This is a genomic window from Brevundimonas sp. EAKA (genome assembly GCF_000698025.1).
Lineage (GTDB): Bacteria > Pseudomonadota > Alphaproteobacteria > Caulobacterales > Caulobacteraceae > Brevundimonas > Brevundimonas mediterranea_A.
In genome coordinates this window covers 1-15,656 of sequence record NZ_JMQR01000071.1, presented here as the reverse complement: position 1 = coordinate 15,656, position 15,656 = coordinate 1, and the positions used below count along the sequence as shown (strand labels likewise).

21 protein-coding genes and 1 pseudogene are annotated in these 15,656 nt (G+C 66.8%); 11 read left to right on the top strand and 11 right to left on the bottom strand.

Annotated features, from left to right (window positions below):
* Window positions 1–86 precede the first annotated feature (86 nt).
* Entirely contained in the window at window positions 87–557 is a 471-nt protein-coding gene (locus ER13_RS11120) for an SH3 domain-containing protein (RefSeq protein WP_035309269.1), read from the top strand.
* 131 nt (window positions 558–688) lie between these two features.
* Here ER13_RS11120 and ER13_RS11115 read toward each other — a convergent pair whose 3' ends face one another.
* A complete protein-coding gene (locus tag ER13_RS11115; RefSeq protein ID WP_008263968.1) occupies window positions 689–1,324 on the bottom strand; it encodes a helix-turn-helix transcriptional regulator in 636 nt (211 codons plus the stop codon).
* 91 nt (window positions 1,325–1,415) lie between these two features.
* Here ER13_RS11115 and ER13_RS18450 point away from each other — a divergent pair, with 91 nt between their 5' ends.
* On the top strand, window positions 1,416–2,186 hold the full coding sequence (locus ER13_RS18450; RefSeq protein ID WP_155988143.1) for a hypothetical protein: 771 nt from the start codon (window positions 1,416–1,418) through the stop codon (window positions 2,184–2,186).
* 1 nt (window position 2,187) lies between these two features.
* Window positions 2,188–2,358, top strand: coding sequence for a hypothetical protein (locus tag ER13_RS18670; RefSeq protein ID WP_197019773.1), 171 nt, complete (start codon window positions 2,188–2,190; stop codon window positions 2,356–2,358).
* Here the strand turns inward: ER13_RS18670 and ER13_RS11105 are convergent.
* From ER13_RS11105 to ER13_RS11085, 5 genes and pseudogenes are all read right to left on the bottom strand, one after another.
* Window positions 2,355–2,603: pseudogene (locus ER13_RS11105) on the bottom strand (transposase); the annotation flags it as partial. The gene ER13_RS18670 and the pseudogene ER13_RS11105 overlap by 4 nt on opposite strands.
* Window positions 2,604–2,611: 8 nt before the next feature.
* Entirely contained in the window at window positions 2,612–3,049 is a 438-nt protein-coding gene (locus ER13_RS11100; RefSeq protein ID WP_035309264.1) for a hypothetical protein, read from the bottom strand.
* Window positions 3,050–3,139: 90 nt separating this feature from the next.
* Window positions 3,140–3,490: a hypothetical protein gene (locus ER13_RS11095; protein WP_035309262.1), complete on the bottom strand. Its 351-nt coding sequence runs from the start codon at window positions 3,488–3,490 to the stop codon at window positions 3,140–3,142.
* 164 nt (window positions 3,491–3,654) lie between these two features.
* Window positions 3,655–4,047 carry a PaaI family thioesterase gene (locus ER13_RS11090; protein ID WP_008260356.1) on the bottom strand — a complete coding sequence of 131 codons (393 nt, stop codon included), beginning with the start codon at window positions 4,045–4,047 and terminating at the stop codon, window positions 3,655–3,657.
* Entirely contained in the window at window positions 4,044–4,514 is a 471-nt protein-coding gene (locus ER13_RS11085) for a PaaI family thioesterase (RefSeq protein WP_035309261.1), read from the bottom strand. The genes ER13_RS11090 and ER13_RS11085 overlap by 4 nt, the downstream gene beginning before the upstream one ends.
* Before the next feature lie 80 nt (window positions 4,515–4,594).
* On the opposite strand from ER13_RS11085, the gene ER13_RS11080 reads away from it, so the two are divergent.
* A complete protein-coding gene (locus tag ER13_RS11080) occupies window positions 4,595–5,626 on the top strand; it encodes a ligase-associated DNA damage response exonuclease (protein WP_008259765.1) in 1,032 nt (343 codons plus the stop codon).
* 18 nt (window positions 5,627–5,644) lie between these two features.
* Here ER13_RS11080 and ER13_RS11075 read toward each other — a convergent pair whose 3' ends face one another.
* Entirely contained in the window at window positions 5,645–7,303 is a 1,659-nt protein-coding gene (locus ER13_RS11075) for a response regulator (RefSeq protein ID WP_035309259.1), read from the bottom strand.
* Between the two features lie 222 nt (window positions 7,304–7,525).
* Here ER13_RS11075 and queC point away from each other — a divergent pair, with 222 nt between their 5' ends.
* The 3 genes from queC to ER13_RS11060 are packed head-to-tail and all read left to right on the top strand — an operon-like array spanning window position 7,526 to window position 9,257.
* On the top strand, window positions 7,526–8,257 hold the full coding sequence (gene queC / locus ER13_RS11070; protein WP_035309257.1) for a 7-cyano-7-deazaguanine synthase QueC: 732 nt from the start codon (window positions 7,526–7,528) through the stop codon (window positions 8,255–8,257).
* Window positions 8,254–8,889, top strand: coding sequence for a 7-carboxy-7-deazaguanine synthase (gene queE, locus ER13_RS11065; protein WP_035309255.1), 636 nt, complete (start codon window positions 8,254–8,256; stop codon window positions 8,887–8,889). The genes queC and queE overlap by 4 nt, the downstream gene beginning before the upstream one ends.
* Window positions 8,889–9,257, top strand: a complete 369-nt coding sequence (locus ER13_RS11060) for a 6-carboxytetrahydropterin synthase (protein WP_035309254.1) — start codon at window positions 8,889–8,891, stop codon at window positions 9,255–9,257. Before queE ends, ER13_RS11060 begins: the two co-directional genes overlap by 1 nt.
* Here ER13_RS11060 and ER13_RS11055 read toward each other — a convergent pair.
* The 3 genes from ER13_RS11055 to ER13_RS11045 form a co-directional block, all read right to left on the bottom strand.
* Window positions 9,254–9,946 carry an alpha/beta fold hydrolase gene (locus ER13_RS11055; RefSeq protein WP_035309251.1) on the bottom strand — a complete coding sequence of 231 codons (693 nt, stop codon included), beginning with the start codon at window positions 9,944–9,946 and terminating at the stop codon, window positions 9,254–9,256. The genes ER13_RS11060 and ER13_RS11055 overlap by 4 nt on opposite strands.
* A gap of 61 nt (window positions 9,947–10,007) precedes the next feature.
* Entirely contained in the window at window positions 10,008–10,274 is a 267-nt protein-coding gene (locus ER13_RS11050) for a hypothetical protein (protein ID WP_035309249.1), read from the bottom strand.
* A gap of 67 nt (window positions 10,275–10,341) precedes the next feature.
* Window positions 10,342–11,199, bottom strand: coding sequence for an acyl-CoA thioesterase II (locus ER13_RS11045; RefSeq protein ID WP_035309247.1), 858 nt, complete (start codon window positions 11,197–11,199; stop codon window positions 10,342–10,344).
* Window positions 11,200–11,412: 213 nt separating this feature from the next.
* On the opposite strand from ER13_RS11045, the gene ER13_RS11040 reads away from it, so the two are divergent.
* Both ER13_RS11040 and ER13_RS18445 read left to right on the top strand, forming a co-directional pair.
* The gene (locus tag ER13_RS11040; RefSeq protein WP_035309245.1) at window positions 11,413–11,904 is read left to right on the top strand and encodes a helix-turn-helix domain-containing protein; all 492 of its coding nucleotides are present in this window, start codon (window positions 11,413–11,415) and stop codon (window positions 11,902–11,904) included.
* Between the two features lie 10 nt (window positions 11,905–11,914).
* Window positions 11,915–12,541 (top strand): hypothetical protein, encoded by a 627-nt coding sequence (locus ER13_RS18445; RefSeq protein ID WP_154727025.1) that lies wholly within the window; start codon window positions 11,915–11,917, stop codon window positions 12,539–12,541.
* Window positions 12,542–12,590: 49 nt separating this feature from the next.
* Here the strand turns inward: ER13_RS18445 and ER13_RS11030 are convergent, their stop codons facing one another.
* Window positions 12,591–13,808, bottom strand: coding sequence for an RtcB family protein (locus ER13_RS11030; protein ID WP_035309241.1), 1,218 nt, complete (start codon window positions 13,806–13,808; stop codon window positions 12,591–12,593).
* 620 nt (window positions 13,809–14,428) lie between these two features.
* On the opposite strand from ER13_RS11030, the gene ER13_RS11025 reads away from it, so the two are divergent.
* Window positions 14,429–15,130, top strand: coding sequence for a YafY family protein (locus ER13_RS11025; RefSeq protein ID WP_035309240.1), 702 nt, complete (start codon window positions 14,429–14,431; stop codon window positions 15,128–15,130).
* Window positions 15,131–15,186: 56 nt separating this feature from the next.
* Window positions 15,187–15,534: a VOC family protein gene (locus ER13_RS11020; protein WP_035309238.1), complete on the top strand. Its 348-nt coding sequence runs from the start codon at window positions 15,187–15,189 to the stop codon at window positions 15,532–15,534.
* Window positions 15,535–15,656: the final 122 nt, after the last annotated feature.

Here is a 15,656-nt window from a genome sequence, read left to right as displayed (position 1 = left end):
GAAAATAACGGCGAAGCTCCGGGAGCCTTCAGGTTCGGCCGGGCATTGTCTCCTCATCGGCAAGCCCGATGACAGGAGATAGAGTTATGTCGAGCAAGTTTCTGAAGACGGGTCTGGCCACGGCTGCGGCGCTGGCCGCCCTGGTGACCGTCGCCCCCATGGCCGCCCAGGCCCAGGCCAATGGCGTGACCAACTGCGACGCCCCCGGCGGCCGTCAACGCGTGGGCGCCCTGATCGGCGCGGTCGTCGGCGGCGTGGTCGGCTCGAACCTGGCGCGCAACGAGCGCACGGCCGGGACCGTGGTCGGCGCCGGCGCCGGCGCGGCGGCCGGCTCCTATATCGGCTGCAACCAGCAGCGCACCCGCGCCGCGGCCCAGGCCAACGCCAACACCTATCGCGCCGGCACGAACCTGCGCATCCGCAGCGGCCCCGGCACCGGCTTCCGCCAGGCGGGCAGCCTGTCGGCCGGCCAACAGTTCACGGCCGTCGCCTCGCAAGGCGACTGGATCCAGATCGCCGGCGGCGGTTGGGTCAATGCGAATTACGTGACCCGCTAAGGGTCGCTTGCGGAAAGACTGTTTTCGGCGGCGGGCTGCTTACGCCCCGTCCGGTTCCGCCGCCGGGACAGTCGAAGGCTCACGGTTCGCCGTTTGAGCCTGGCCCCGTCCGGTTCGCCGGGCGGGGCTTTCTATTGGCTGACCCACAGGATGCGGGCCATCCATTCGATCTCGCGCCGGGGCACGATCCGGGGCGGATAGTCGGGGTTGATCGAGGACAGGGTGGCGGCGCGGGCGGTCAGGCCGGTCAGCTCCTTGGCCACCACCTCGCCCGAGGTCAGGCGCGCCACGACCCGGTCGCCGCGCCGCACGGCGGGGTCGCCGCGGTCGACGATGACGCGGTCGCCCTCGCGATACAGGGGCGCCATCGAATCCCCGCTGATCCGCAGGCTGAAGGTGGTGGCGTTGACCCGGGGCAGTTCGGTCTGATCCCAGCCGTCGCCGACCGGCAGGCCGGCGTCGTCGAAGAAACCGTCCAGGCCGGCGCGGGCCAGGCCCAGCAGGGGCACGGTCGTGGACGTCGGCGGCGCGTCGTCGGCCAGGGCCGCGAACTCGGCCAGGGAGACGCCGGTCGCCTGAAGCATCAGGGTCATGCTTTCGGTCGAGGGCCAGCGCGGACGGGGCGGATCGCCGGCGCCGAACCGTTTGGACGGATTGAAACTGGTCGCATCCAGCCCCGCCCGCCGCGCCAGCCCCGACGGCGACAACCCCTCGCGCCGCGCCAGGGCGTCCACGGCCTTCCAGAGTTTCGCGTGCGACAGGGGCATGGGGTTCCCGCGACTGAGTCGGGGGAGTTTAGGGGATGGGATTAGGAATTTCTACCTAAGCATGCGCTTTGCATGCCGGAAGGAATTCCATATGGCCTGCGATGACAGGCTGGCACCGATCAACCTGCGAGGCGCTTCATTTGATAGCGTCAACCGTGGCCGCTTCAACAGCGGCCACGAGCCCGCTAGCCGTGTCGTGGATATCTCGGAATCTCTGAGAGGCGGGGCCGCCGAGTCCGAAAGCGCTATTGATCGCTATTGTAGGGGCGGACTGAAGCTCGAACTGACTTGCCGCATCCATACTGATACGCAAGTAAGTCAACTGGCGACTGGTCGATCGCCATTCATTAGCGCTGACAAGCATGACATTGTTCATGACTCCGTTGCCGATCCCGTATCCAGAGCCGACAGTGGCGGGGGTGAGTACTTTGTGGGTGTCGCCGTTCCTGATTTTGTTCATGGCCCAAAGGGTGCGATCTCCAGCCTCGTAAGGTTTGCTGGCTATGACGAGCTTCAGAACCTGAGCATGGAGATCCTCGCACTTTCTTTGATCGATTTCGGATTCGAGCTCTTGGGGGGTGTCACCGAAGGGAAACTTGCACCTCTTGGGGTCCTCTTTCCCGGAAGTGAGTTTCGCGCTGGCGTAAAGGGCGTGATCCAGGGCGTCTCTCGCGTACCGAAATATATCGTAAGCCCTCATTGTGAGCTTGGGGGGGATATCGGTTTTGAAGATGATCTTGCATACTTGCTCGCCAGTCTGAGGATCGACATCTACACGATGGGTCCAATTATTTGGGCGAACGAAGGCCTCGGCGAGCGCGTTGAATGTGCCGATGTGTTCTTCCGCCTCTTGAAGGATTAGCTTGGCGCTATCGAACGGTTTTTCCATTATGCAGAACGACCCCACGGCCGAACGCCGCGACGAAGTGATCAAGCGAATGCTCGCCACCCCACCGCAGCCTAATCAGAGTCTGAAAAAGAAGAAGAAGGCTTCTTCCGACGCAGACGCGTCAGACGCAAAGCCTGAAACTTAAACGTAGGCTTGGTCAGTCCGCCGATAGGTCAGGCGCTTTCCGACCGTGCCATTGAGGGCTTCATCGTTGCGGGCGCTGTCGTCAAAGCCCAGCAGAACGCGGGTGTTATGGCGGAAGCCGAACTCGGTGACGCAGCGGTTCAGGTGCTTTTCAGAGCAATGCTGATAGACGCCCTTCATGCCCTTCTTGAAGACGCTGAAGAAGCCTTCTGCTAAATTGGTGTTCACGTCGCCACGGGCATATTCGCCAATTTCTACCTAGACGCAAACTCGGCCTCGGCCTTGCGCTCCTGCCAGGCCCAGAAGGTGCCGACGCCGATGCAGAGGATGATGAGGTAGCTGATAAAGTTGGTGACGGTGTAAAGCGAGGCCAGTGGCACTCTTTGACCCGTCAGGACCATGAGGTGGCCCATGACCGCCACGAGTTGAAGGCCGCTTGCCCAAACCGGCCATGATGCGCGCGATCGCCATGCCAGGCCGACAAAGGCCAACAGAAGCGCAGCGTCGATCAGAAATACGTTGAAAGGCATGCCGCGAAAGCCTTCCATTTCCTGCATCACAAGCGATGCGAACCACGCGAGCAGATAGGCTGCTGCGCCCAGTCGTTCGTTTGGTCCGCCCTTCAAGAAGGCGAAAAGCGCCATGCCGACCATGAAGATCGCGCCCACGATCGCATAAACGATGTTGAGCATACCAAATCGCCCCCGCGCAGGATGCGCGAGGGCGATAATGAACCGACTCTGGTTAAGTGAGAATGTCAGTCCGCTAAGCTTACCAAGAATTCACGCAACCGAACGGAGGTGAGCCGTCGAGCGGGATTCTTTCGGATCAAGCCAGTCGTCGGGCTTGGCCAGCGGACCGGCGGCGTAGACGCCGTAACCCATACGACGGTGATCTTTTTGCAGAGCCGCGTGGCAGGCGACGATGGACTCGCGGGCGGCGGCGAGGGCGGCGATGGTTTCCATGGCCTTGGCCTGCGACGCCGTGGCGGCGACGGGCGAAAGGGACAGGGCGGCGCGGGCGCCGATGAAGGATTGAACCAGCGTCGTCGCCTGGGTGATGGCGGCGTCAATCGCGTGTTCGGTCGCGTGGAGATCGCCGGCGACGCTGGCGATGACTTCGGTCCGTTCCATAGAAAGCCCCTAAAACAAGGTTTACAAGAGATGTAAGCTTAACATGGATTAACCTTGCTTGGTAGAGTCTTGTTAACCGTGATGGTCGTGCGCGCCTTTAGCGTCGATTGTTCGACGAACAGGGTGTCGTTTCTGTTTTCGCCCGGCCGAAGCCGCTGAAAGGCCTAGGGATTGTCCAGCAGGAAATGGGCGGTCAGGGAGGCGATGGGCTGGCTGCGGGCTTCCTGCCAGGCCTCGGCCTGGACATGGGCGACGCGGCGGCCGGCGCGGCTGATGCTGGCGCGGGCGAAGACGTCGACCGGGCGGCCGGTGCGCAGATAGGCGACTGTGACATTGATCGGGCGGGGCAGGCGCGGGCTGGGGAAGGCCAGGGCGACCTGGGCCATGGCCGTCATTTCCAGCAGGGCCGCCGTCGAACCACCGTGCAGGGCCGGCAGCATGGGATTGCCGATCAGCCGGTCGGCGAAGGGCAGGATGACGGTGATCTCGTCGCCGCTGACCAGGGTCTGAAGGTTCAGGAAACGGGCGTAGGGGATGCGTTCGAGAAGGTCGCTCATGCCGTGGCCTCACGGTTGGCGGCCGTCTTTTCCCGGTGCGGGCGGGCGCGGTTCAGCACATAGGCGGACTGGGCCGCCGCGACCGGGTCGGATGGGTCTTCTTCGAAGGCCCAGGCCCGGACGAAGGCGATGGTCGGCGTCAGCCGGTAGCATTTCCCCTGGGCCAGCAGGTCCACGCGCGGATGGGCGGCGCGCATATAGTCCACCCGCAGATCCAGGGTGGCGATGGGCTGAAACTCGGCCATGGTCGTCCAGACCGCCAGGCCGCCGATGTGGTCCAGCAGGGTGGTGACGAGGCCGCCGGCCAGGACGCCGGTGTCGGGATCGCCGACCAGATCGGGCCGCCAGGGTACGCGAATGCGGGGATCGCCCTCGTGCAGGCCGTCGAAGACGAAGCCCAGCGCGCTGGTGTGGGCGGACCCCGTCGCCAGCTGGGGCAGGATGGTGTCGACGAAACTGTCTTGCATGCGAAAGGAACGCCCGTGAATCCGATGATCGTCTCCTGTATGGAGGGGGGACCCGACGGCGTCGAGAGCGTTACGGTCCCATGATCCGCCCCGAAGACCTGCTGCACCCCACGCCCGCCGGCCTGTATTGCCCGCCGGGCGACTTCTACGTCGATCCGGTGCGGCCGGTGGATCGGGCGGTGATCACCCACGGCCATTCGGATCATGCGCGGGCCGGGCACGGCGTGGTGCTGGCGACACGCCAGACCCTGGCCATCATGGCCGAACGCTATGGCGCCGAGTTCGCGGGGCAGATGCGGGCTGTGGAGTATGGCGAGGCCGCCGCGGTCAACGGCGTGGACCTGCGGCTGGTCCCGGCCGGCCATGTGCTGGGCTCGGCCCAGGTCGAGGCGAGGTGGAAGGGCCTGACCATGGTGGTGTCGGGCGACTACAAGCGCCGGCGCGACCCGACCTGCCCGGCGTTCGAGCCCACGCCCTGTCATGTCTTCATCTCGGAGGCGACCTTCGGCCTGCCGGTGTTCCGCCATCCGCCGACCGAGGAGGAGATCGGACGGCTGGTCCGGTCGCTGGGTCAGTTCCCGGAACGCGCCCATCTGGTCGGCGCCTACGCCCTGGGCAAGGCGCAGCGGATCATCATGAGCCTGCGCGAGGCGGGGTGGGAGCGGCCGATCTATGTCCACGGGGCGATGGAGCGGCTGAACGCCCTGTATGAACGCGAGGGGATCGACCTGGGGCCGGTCCTGCCGGCGCGGGGTCTGGGCAAGGGCGCCTTGGGCGGCGAGGTGGTGATCGCGCCGCCGTCGGCGATCCAGGATCGCTGGGCCCGCAGTTTCGCCGATCCGGTGACGGCCTTTGCGTCCGGCTGGATGGGGGTGCGGGCGCGGGCGCGCCAGAGGGGCGTGGAACTGCCGCTGGTGGTGTCGGATCACGCCGACTGGGGCGAACTGGTCGCCACCTTCGAAGAGCTGAAGCCCGACGAGATCTGGATCACCCACGGCCGCGAGGAGGGGCTGCTGCGATGGGCCGAGCTGAACGGCCAGAAGGCGCGGGCGTTGCGCCTCGTGGGCTATGACGAGGAGGATGAGGAGGCGCTGGAGGTCCGGCCAGACTGAGCCAGGGCCTGACGCGCGTCAGGCGCGACGGGCGGCGCGGCGCTTTGGAGCCCGGGCGTCCTCACCATCGCCCTGGCCACTGTCATCGGCAGCGGCGGCCTGGGTCGTCGAGAGGGCGGCGTTCATCGCCATGCGCAAGCGTTCGGGCTTGATCGGCTTCTCGACCACGGCGGCCATGCCGATGGACAGATAGTGTTTGGCGTCTTCCGGATCGGCGTTGGCGGTGAGGGCGACGATGGGAATGCGGCTGACCGGACCGTTCAGGGCGCGAATGGCCTGGGTGGCCTGGACGCCGTCCATGCGCGGCATCTTGATATCCATCAGGATCAGGTCGTAGCGGTTTTCCTGAACAGCCTGGAGCGCCTCGATCCCGTCTTCGGCCAGTTCCGAGCTGCAGCCGAACATTTCGCACAGGGCCTGGGCCACCACGCGGTTGGTCGCATTGTCGTCGACGATCAGGATGTGCGGGGCGGACTGGAGGTTCAGCTCGGACAGGTCCGACACGTTCGACGGGGTCTCGGCCTCGACCACTGCGCGGCGCGCGGTCAGGTCGAAGGCGAAGGTGGCGCCGCGGCCCTGGTTGTTCTCGGCCCAGATGCGCCCGCCCATGCGGTCGACCACCTGACGGCAGATCGACAGGCCCAGGCCGGCGCCGTCAGGCCCCGAGCCGTGCACAAAGGGTTCGAAGACGGAATCGACGCGGTCTGCGTCCAGGCCGGGGCCGTCGTCGCGGACGCGGGCCTGCATGCGGATCTGGTCGCCCTCGACCCATGCCTTGAGCCGGGCCTCGACCATGCCGTTGCGCGCGAATTTCAGGGCGTTGCCGATCAGGTTGTTGAACACCTGTTTCAGCCGCACGCCGTCGATGACGGCCGCCAGTTCGGTGTCGCCCTCGTAACCGACCATCAGGGTCACGCCGTCCTGGGACGCGCGCGGCTCCCACAGGGACTGGACGTCGTCCATGACGGCGCGGAGCGGGGTGGGGACGGGGTTCAGCTCAAGCTCGCCCGCCTCGGCCTTGGACAGGTCGACCGCGTCCTGAAGGATGCGCAGCAGGCTTTCGGAGGAATCGACGATGGTCTGGACGTGGGCCTGGGCCGCCTCGTTCAGAGGTTGGCGGCGCAGCAGTTCGGCCACGGCCAGCACGCCGTTCATCGGGGTGCGCAGCTCATGGCTCATGATGGCCAGGAACTGGCTCTTGGCGCGGGCGGCGGCGATGGCCTGGGCGCGGGTGTCGTTGAGGATGGCGGTCTGATCGGCCATCCGGGCGTCGTATTCACGCTGGCGATCGGTGGCGGCCTTGAGCAGGGTCGCCGCTGTGCCGACCCCTTGATACCGGCCGTTCCTGGTGACGATGAAGCCGCGCAGCAGGGCGGCGGGACCGCCGCGCAACATGATGTCGGAGAAGGCGTCGATCCGGGTGTCGCCTTCGACGACCGCAGGCTCGGCGTCCATGGCGAAACTGATGGGGCGGTTGTCGTAAAGGGCGTGGCCGAAGCGGCCGGCGATTTTCTGAAGGAAGGCGGTGCGTTCGACCAGACCCACGGGACGGCCATTCTCGACAACCGGGATGACCAGGGTGTCGGGTTCGCGCTCGAAACGCGCAAGCACCGCGCAGCCGAGCGTGGACGGGGCGATGGGCTCGGGCCGCTCTGAAAGGGTCTCAATGATCGGCATACTGCCCAGAACTCCTTACTCCCTGACAACCTTGACCGGAAGCGCTTGCGGATTAGTTAAGCCGGATCAAAAAGTTTCGTGGATGAAATGCGGCGTCAGGTGCGGACTGGCCACCCGGATTTTGCGCCGTCCGCCCCTCTGGTGTAGAAGGCCGCCCTGACCCATATGGGTCCCCATCCCTTTGTGCATGCGCGCGGCCGACCGGCCGACCGCAGATTCGTCATGAGCGTCATCCTGGAAAAGTCTCCGACATCGGCCCTGGTCCTGTTCTCCGGTGGGCAGGACAGCGCGACCTGCCTGGCCTGGGCGCTGGAGCGGTTCGAGCGGGTGGAGACGGTCGGCTTCGACTATGGCCAGCGCCATCGGGTCGAGATGGAGGCGCGCCAGGCGGTGCGCGCCGGGATGAAGACGGCCCTGCCGCAATGGGCCGACCGGCTGGGCGACGACCATGTGGTGGACCTGACCGGCTATGGCCGGATCGCCGAGAGCGCCCTGACCGCGGATCGCAAGATCGAGATGGACGCGCGCGGCCTGCCGACCACCTTCGTGCCGGGGCGGAACCTGATTTTCCTGGTGGCGGCCGCCGCCCTGGCGGATCGGCGCGGGCTGGAGGTGCTGGTCGGCGGCATGTGCGAGACCGACTATTCCGGCTATCCCGATTGCCGCCACGAGACGATGGAGGCCATGGCGCGGGCCTTGTCGCTGGGGCTGGACAAGCCGGTGGTAGTCGACACCCCGCTGATGTGGCTGACCAAGGGGCAGACCTGGGAACTGGCCGACCGGATTGGGGGCGAGGCTCTGGTCGAACTGATCATCGAGGACAGCCACACCTGTTACCTGGGCGACCGGACGCACCGTCACGCCTGGGGCTATGGCTGCGGCGAATGCCCGGCCTGTGAACTGCGCGCGGCGGGCTATGAAGACTGGGTCGCATCCCAAGGCGCCAAGGCGTGACCTATTCGGCCAAGGAAGTCTTTCTGACGGTGCAGGGCGAGGGCGGGCAGGCGGGCCGGCCGGCCGTCTTCCTGCGCTTCGCCGGCTGCAATCTGTGGAGCGGGCGCGAGCAGGATCGGGCGAGCGCCGTCTGCAGCTTCTGCGACACGGACTTCGTCGGCGTGGACGGGGACGGCGGCGGCAAGTTCGCGAGCGCCGACCTGCTGGCCGATCATGTTGCGGCGATGTGGCGGGGACGGGCAGGGGATCCGAAACTGGTGGTCTGCACCGGCGGCGAGCCCCTGTTGCAGTTGGACCCGCCGCTGGTCGCGGCCCTGCACGCGCGCGGTTTCGAGATCGCCATCGAGAGCAACGGCACCCTGGCGGCGCCGGACGGGATCGACTGGATCTGCGTCAGTCCCAAGGCGGACGCGGGCCTGATCCAGATCAAGGGCCAGGAGCTGAAGCTGGTCTATCCGCAGCCCAAGGCCCTGCCTGAGCGGTTCGAACACCTGGCGTTCGAACGGTTCTGGCTCCAGCCCATGGACGGCCCCGACCAGGCGGAGAACACCGCCGCCGCCATCGAATACTGCCTGACCCATCCCCAGTGGCGCCTGAGCGTCCAGACCCACAAGTATATCGGCGTCCGCTAATGCCCGTCTTCGAAATCACCAAACAGGCGACGTTCGACGCCGCCCACCACTTCCCCAACGAACCCGAGGGCAGCATCTATCGTCGCGTCCACGGCCATTCCTTCACGGTCGAGGCGACGATCCGTTCCGAGACCCTGGACGCCGAGCACAACTGGGTCGCGGACCTGGGGGCGCTGGACCGGGCGCTGAGGGCGGCGGCGGAACAGCTGGACCACGGCATGCTGAACGAGCACGAGGGGCTGGAACTGCCCAGCCTGGAGAACCTGTGCCTGTGGTTCGCCAAGACCCTGAAGCCGGCCTGGCCTGGCCTGTGCCGGGTGCAGGTGGCGCGGCCGACGATCAACGAGCGGTGCGTGCTGAGTCTTTAGACGTTCAGCCACTCCGCCAGCGCCGCATTGACCGTCTCGGGCTGTTCCAGCGTCGAGGCGTGGCCGCAGTTGGGCACGACGACCAGTCGGGCGTCAGGGATGGCGGCGGCCATTTCTTCGGAACGATCCGGCGGGGTCAGGGCGTCCTTGTCGCCGACCAGGACCAGGGTCGGAACCTTGATGTCGGCCAGGCGCGGGCGCGAGTCGATGCGGCCGATGATGGCGATCTGCTGTCGCACGAAGCCGGCGGCGCCGAGGGCCAGGCCCATGCGGACCTGGAGCTCGATCAGGCGCTGGTCCATGCGATGATCGGGGTGCAGCAGGTTGGGCGCGATCTGGTGCAGCACGGCTTCCAGCTCGCCGGCCTCGACGCGGGCGATCAGGGCGCGGCGCTGAGTCGACTGTTCGGGCGTGTCGGGGCGGGCGGCGGTGTCGAGCAGGGCGAGTTTCACGACCCGCTCCGGCGCCTGGCGCAGAATCTCCAGCGCCACATAGCCGCCCATCGACAGGCCGCCGAGGGCGAAGCGGGGCGGGGCGTCGCGAAGGATGGCGGCGGCCATCCCGGCGATGGTGTCGCCCTCCAGCGTCGAGGCGATGGTGACCGGGCCGTGCGACCACAGGGCAGGAATCTGCGGCGCGAACAGTTCGGCCGTGCAGACGAGGCCGGGGATCAGGACGGTCGGGGTCATGCCCCGACATTAGCACGGCTTTCTCTCGCCCACTGAAGGGAAGGCGGCTTGCCTCAGCCTGTCAGCAGCTCTTGCCCTGACGCTGCCGTTGTTCGCAGCGACGTTGGTCGCGCTCGTACTCGCGCTGTTCGCGTTCGCGGGTTTCCTCGTCGGAGGTGGTGACGGCGTCGAAGCCGGCGCCGACGACTGCGCCGGTGGCCTTGGCCGTGCCGCCCACGACGGCGGCGGTTCCGCCGACCACGGCGCCGACGACGCAGCCCTGGAGTAGCAGGGCTGCCCCCAGCAGGACGGGGAGTGCGGCGGCGCGCAGGGGGCGGCGGTCGGTCATCGGAGGAGTCTCTCGTGATATGTGGAGCCTACAGCCGAATGGTGAACAGGGCCTGACCGTCGCCGGGTCAGGCCGTGCGTTGCGGGAGCAGTTTGCGCCGCTGTCGCGCGATGGCCAGCGGGGTTCCGTCCGCGCCCCAGGCGGTCGCCTCGTCCACCGTCCAGCCCAGGCCCAGGTCCAGCATCCGGAACTCGAAGAAGGCCCAGCCCTCGGGCGCTGTTTCAGGCGTCGGGTCGGTCAGGATGTCGATGCGCAGATCGACGGTGGTCATGGGCGCCGGGGTGGACGAGGCGGTCCAGGCCGGGGGATAGAGGGCGTCCAGCAGATAGCAGAGCCCGACCTCGTCCAGCGGGCGGCGATCGGCCATCCGCATCCAGGTGCGCTCGATCACCGGCTTGCCCCTATTGCCGCCCAGGATGTTGGGGCCGCCGTCGAACCGGTATTCGACGTGCTGGGCGAAGTGGGGCGACATAGGGCCCTGGATGGTGGCGGCGGGGTTCAGGCTGTCCAGCGGGGGCGGCGGCAGATGAAGCGGGGTCAGGGGCGTGGTGTCGCCGTCCAGTCCATAGGTCCCGGTGGCGTGATGGGTCATGCGGCCGTCCTGTTCGGCCTCGACCGCCGCATAGACGACGTTGCGGCCGCCGCGCAGCAGGCGGGGCCGGAAGGCGACCTGTTCACCGAACCGGGCCGCCGACAGATACTGGACCGACAGGGTCCGCAGCGGCGCGGTCAGGGACAGGCCCCGACGCATCGACTGGGCGCACAGGGCCGCCAGCAGGCCGCCGAAGGGGAAGCCCTTCTCCGGCGCCATGCCGGAAGGGCCGTTGGAGAAATGACCGGGCACGGGCGCCGACAGGCCGCCGTCGTCCAGGGTGTGGAAGGCCAGGGCGGCGTCGAGGGAGATGGGAGTCGTCATATGGGCCATGGGCGCGATCCTGCGTCAGGCGAAGAAGAGGCGGAAGGCTAGTTTTCAAGTTGCGCTACGCTTCGCGACTTGAGCGCAGAGCCCTCCGCCAGTCAAAGGAACAAGGTCGGCGAACCGGGAGGTCCGTCAGTCCGTTGCCAAACAAGACTGACTTAGCGGGTTCGGTTTGGCAACCCTCTTGCCAAGCGGCTGACGCGGGGTCACTTTTGTGGCATGGGACGCACCGCAGACTACAGCCGCCAAAGCTGCTCCATCGCCGCCACGCTGGAGGTGATCGGTGATCCGTGGACCCTGCTGGTCATCCGCGACGCCTTCAACGGAGTGCGCCGGTTCGAACAGTGGCAGGACAATCTGGGCGTGGCGCGCAACGTCCTGGCCGCGCGGCTGAAAAGCCTGGTCCAGCACGGGGTGCTGGAGCCGCGCCCCTATTCCGAGCGGCCGCCGCGCAACGAATATGTGCTGACCGCCAAGGGCAAGGACCTGTACGGGGTGCTGGTGACCCTGCACGGCTGGGGCGCCAAACATGTCTATGGCGAGACCGACTGCGGCATCGAAATGGTCCACTCGACCTGCGGCCAGACCCTGACGCCGCGCATCGCCTGCGGCTGCTGCGGCGAGATCGTCAAGCCGAGGGAGATCCTGCTGACGCGCGCGGAGAACCGTCCGACGGTGGGGGATGTGATGCCGAAGGACGAGGCGGCTTAGGGGGGCTCGCTTGCACCGGCCTGCGCTTCTGAACTGGTTTGCTGATCTTCTCGGCGAACCGCCTCGGCGGGTCGCGGGGGGTGATCTCTTGAGGCCGCAGCCTCATGTCGGACCGTTCGCCTATATGACGCGACTTTACGACCCATTGGCCGCCGGCGATCTGAACGGCTGGTTGTCCGGAGCGAACTGTTCTCGCAATGACTACACACGCTTCCTGGAGACCGCCGCCAACGGTCTTAGATTTGTGGGCCTCAATCTCTACGGCGTGATCCACAGTATGGATCGGTCGGTAGGGCCTGGCGCGGGACAGCCTATAAGCATCGACTACGGAAATCTCATCGGAAGACCTGCCGGAATGGATGAGGGGCAGATGGTTATCGGCGGAGCGGTCGGCTGGTCCTCACGCGGAGTTTTTATCATCGACGACGTGGGACGGATTCGATTGACGCATCACGCGGACGCCCACGACATTGCGGCCGAATGGGACAGTCTGGAGGCCATGCTGAAGGCCGAGACCACGCGCATAGCTTCGCTTCTGGATCTGACGGGCGAGCCCCTTTCGACACATACGGCTTTGATGCACCCAGGAGGACGGCGTTGGGAGACCAAAGCGGAGCCGTTGACCGCGGTTCACTAAACTCAGAACGACGAAAGCCGGCCCCACCCTGCGGCGGAACCGGCTCCCGTCATCCCTTGACGCACACCACCTGACGTAGAGTGTGCACGACCTCGATCAGGTCGGTCTGGGCCGCGATGACCGCGTCGATGTCCTTATAGGCCATCGGGGTTTCGTCGATCACCTCGGCGTCCTTGCGGCATTCCACGCCCTCGGTGGCACGGACGTGGTCCTCGATCGTGAAGCGGCGCTTGGCTTCGGTCCGGCTCATGGCCCGACCGGCGCCGTGCGAGCAGGTGCAGAACGAGTCCGCATTGCCCTTGCCGCGCACGATGAAGGACTTCGCCCCCATAGAGCCGGGGATGATGCCCAGTTCGCCGTCCTTGGCCGATACGGCCCCCTTGCGGGTCAGGAAGACGTCCTTGCCGAAATGCTTCTCCTTCGAGACGTAGTTGTGGTGACAGTTCACCGCTTCCTGCGTCGTCTCCAGATCCGGCCAGAAGGCCTTCAGCACCCCGAGCACGCTGTCCATCATCACCTCGCGGTTGGCGCGCGCGTACTTCTGCGCCCACGACACCGCCCGCACATAGTCGACGAAGCCGTCCGTCCCTTCCGGGAAATAGGCCAGGTCCTGGTCGGGCAGGTTGATGTGCCAGCGACGCATCTCGTGCTTGGCCCGTTCGATGAAATAGGTCCCGAACCGGTTGCCCACGCCGCGCGACCCGGAGTGCAGCATCACCCACACGTCGCCCGCTTCGTCGAGGCACAGCTCGATGAAGTGGTTGCCCGTGCCCAGCGTGCCCAGGTGGCCGAAGCCGCGCGGGTGCGCCGCCTTGGGGTGTTTCTCCACCACGGCGTCATAGCCCGCCTTCAGATCGACCCAGCGCGTCACGGCCGAGGCCGGCGGTTCGGCGGCCCAGGCGCCCTTGTCGTTGCGCCCGCCATTGTCTGTCCGACCGTGCGGAACGGCGGCCTCGATGGCGGAGCGGATCGCCGACAGGTCGTCGGGCAGGTGTTCGGCGCGGATCGAGGTCCGCACCGCCATCATGCCGCAGCCGATGTCCACGCCCACGGCGGCCGGGATGATGGCCCCCACGGTCGGGATCACCGACCCCACCGTCGCGCCCATGCCCCAGTGCACGTCCGGCATGACCGCGACGTGTTTGTGAATGAACGGCAGCAAGGCCAAGTTCTTCAGCTGTTTCAGCGCCGCATCCTCGATGGGCACCCCTCGGGTCCACGCCTTGATTGGCGCGCCCGAGCCTTCGATCACGTCATAGCCTGACATGGCCGACGTCTCCTTCTCTGTCTGTGATCCTCCCGGACCGGACGGAGAGACGTCGCTTGCGGATACAAGAAACCCCTCCGGCCGGTGGCGGGAGGGGTTGCTGGAAAACCGAAGTCGATGACCGGTCGTTCCCTACCTACCCCTCACGCATGCGCATTCGCCCTGGACCGGCAGTCGGTCCAAGCCCTTGGGCGCATTCATGGGGACGTAGTGGGTGAACATGGGTCTCTCGTCTTCGGGGCTGGGCTCTTACACTCCGAAGTTCGTGTGCACAACCCGCCGGGCGCGAGGAACGGTCACAAGGGACCGATCCCCCTCACCCTTGCGGCGTGAGGAACACCGGGTTGGCGTAGAACCACAGGTCGCTCCAGGGGTCTTCGCCGGCGGGGTCGGGCGTGGGCTCAAGCTCGGCGCCGTTGGTGCCGCGCACGCGGATGTAGCGGGGCGTGGACGAGGCGGGGAGTGTGTGGCGGATGGTGATGATCTCGCCGTCGCGGGTCCAGTCGGCGGCGGTGAAGCGGGGCTCGACCTGGTTGGAGGGGTTGTGGTCGGCGCCCCCGACGGGGTTGAGGAGGATGGATGCCGCCGCTTTCTGGCAGCAGGTCTGCTAGGATCGCGACGTGTCCCGGTCCGAACGTCTGCTCGATCTTCTGAACGCCCTGCGGCGACGTCGCCGGCCGGTCAGCGGGCGTGCCCTGGCCGAGGAGACGGGCGTCAGTCTGCGCACCCTATATCGCGACATCGCCAGCCTGCAGGCCCAGGGGGCGACGATCGAGGGGGAGCCGGGGGTCGGCTATGTGCTGAAGCCGGGCTTTCTGCTGCCGCCGCTGATGTTCACGCCGGAGGAGGTGGAGGCCCTGGTGCTGGGCTCGCGCTGGGTGGCCGACCGGGCCGATGCGCGGATGCGCGAGGCGGCGCTGGGCGCGCTGGCGCGGATCGCGGCGGTGGTGCCGCCGGACCTGAGGGACGAGATGGAGACCTCGGCTCTGCTGGTCGTGCCGGGCGCGCCCTTTCCGACCGATCTGGTCGATCCCGCCCTGCTGAGGAAGGCGATCCGCACCGAGCGGCGGCTGAGGCTCTGCTATCGCGACGAGGCGGGGGCGGCGTCGGAACGGGTGGTCTGGCCCTTCGCCCTGGTCTTCTTCGACCGGGTCCGGCTGCTGCTGGCCTGGTGCGAACTGCGGCAGGATTTCCGCAGTTTCCGCACCGACCGGATCGTCGAGGCCGAGGTTATGGAGGCCCGCTATCCCACCTCGCGCCAAGCCCTGCTGAAGACCTGGCGCGAGGCGCAGGAAAGCCGCGATCGCTCTGCATCATGCTGACAGGAACTGGCAGTAGTCCGGTCTAGGTTTGTTCTCGTAGAAGGCGGAGGGCGAACATGACTGACATCGACGACATTCTTCTGGCGGTGGCCGACCCCGAGGCCAGCGCCCGCTTCTATTCGGGCCTTCTGGGGCGCCGGCCCCTGATGGCGGGGCCGGACCGCGCCCTGTTCATGATGCGCTCGGGTCGAGCGCTGGGCCTGATGCGGCGGGCCCCTGCCGATGCGGGCGAGGGGCGCGAGCTGGAGTTCCCGCTCGACGACCCGGCCGCCGTCGAACAGGCCCATATCGACTGCTGGGACCGGGGCGCACGCATCCTGATTCCGCCGATGGAGATGGATGCCGGGCGCGGCTTCGTGGCGCGCGACCCGGACGGAAACCGGCTGAGGGTCTACGCCGTCTGAGGCTAAAGCGCTTCCAGGAAGGCGACGAGGTCGGCGCGCTCCTGTGGCGTCAGGTTCCGTTTGACCAGTAAGGGATCGGTGGTCGGGAATAGGGGATCATCCTTCTGGTCCAGGGCGGGACG

Excerpts from the sequence above, each read along its gene's own strand:
- ER13_RS11050 (WP_035309249.1), bottom strand. The coding sequence starts at position 10,274 with ATGACCGACCGCCGCCCCCTGCGCGCCGCCGCACTCCCCGTCCTGCTG.
- ER13_RS11060 (WP_035309254.1), top strand. The coding sequence starts at position 8,889 with ATGCCCGTCTTCGAAATCACCAAACAGGCGACGTTCGACGCCGCCCAC.
- ER13_RS11120 (WP_035309269.1), top strand. The coding sequence starts at position 87 with ATGTCGAGCAAGTTTCTGAAGACGGGTCTGGCCACGGCTGCGGCGCTG.
- ER13_RS11030 (WP_035309241.1), bottom strand. The coding sequence starts at position 13,808 with ATGTCAGGCTATGACGTGATCGAAGGCTCGGGCGCGCCAATCAAGGCG.
- ER13_RS11040 (WP_035309245.1), top strand. The coding sequence starts at position 11,413 with ATGGGACGCACCGCAGACTACAGCCGCCAAAGCTGCTCCATCGCCGCC.
- ER13_RS11055 (WP_035309251.1), bottom strand. The coding sequence starts at position 9,946 with ATGACCCCGACCGTCCTGATCCCCGGCCTCGTCTGCACGGCCGAACTG.
- ER13_RS11080 (WP_008259765.1), top strand. The coding sequence starts at position 4,595 with ATGATCCGCCCCGAAGACCTGCTGCACCCCACGCCCGCCGGCCTGTAT.
- ER13_RS11115 (WP_008263968.1), bottom strand. The coding sequence starts at position 1,324 with ATGCCCCTGTCGCACGCGAAACTCTGGAAGGCCGTGGACGCCCTGGCG.
- ER13_RS11045 (WP_035309247.1), bottom strand. The coding sequence starts at position 11,199 with ATGGCCCATATGACGACTCCCATCTCCCTCGACGCCGCCCTGGCCTTC.
- ER13_RS18450 (WP_155988143.1), top strand. The coding sequence starts at position 1,416 with ATGGCCTGCGATGACAGGCTGGCACCGATCAACCTGCGAGGCGCTTCA.
- ER13_RS11075 (WP_035309259.1), bottom strand. The coding sequence starts at position 7,303 with ATGCCGATCATTGAGACCCTTTCAGAGCGGCCCGAGCCCATCGCCCCG.
- ER13_RS11100 (WP_035309264.1), bottom strand. The coding sequence starts at position 3,049 with ATGCTCAACATCGTTTATGCGATCGTGGGCGCGATCTTCATGGTCGGC.
- ER13_RS11095 (WP_035309262.1), bottom strand. The coding sequence starts at position 3,490 with ATGGAACGGACCGAAGTCATCGCCAGCGTCGCCGGCGATCTCCACGCG.
- ER13_RS11085 (WP_035309261.1), bottom strand. The coding sequence starts at position 4,514 with ATGCAAGACAGTTTCGTCGACACCATCCTGCCCCAGCTGGCGACGGGG.
- ER13_RS11020 (WP_035309238.1), top strand. The coding sequence starts at position 15,187 with ATGACTGACATCGACGACATTCTTCTGGCGGTGGCCGACCCCGAGGCC.
- ER13_RS11090 (WP_008260356.1), bottom strand. The coding sequence starts at position 4,047 with ATGAGCGACCTTCTCGAACGCATCCCCTACGCCCGTTTCCTGAACCTT.
- queC (WP_035309257.1), top strand. The coding sequence starts at position 7,526 with ATGAGCGTCATCCTGGAAAAGTCTCCGACATCGGCCCTGGTCCTGTTC.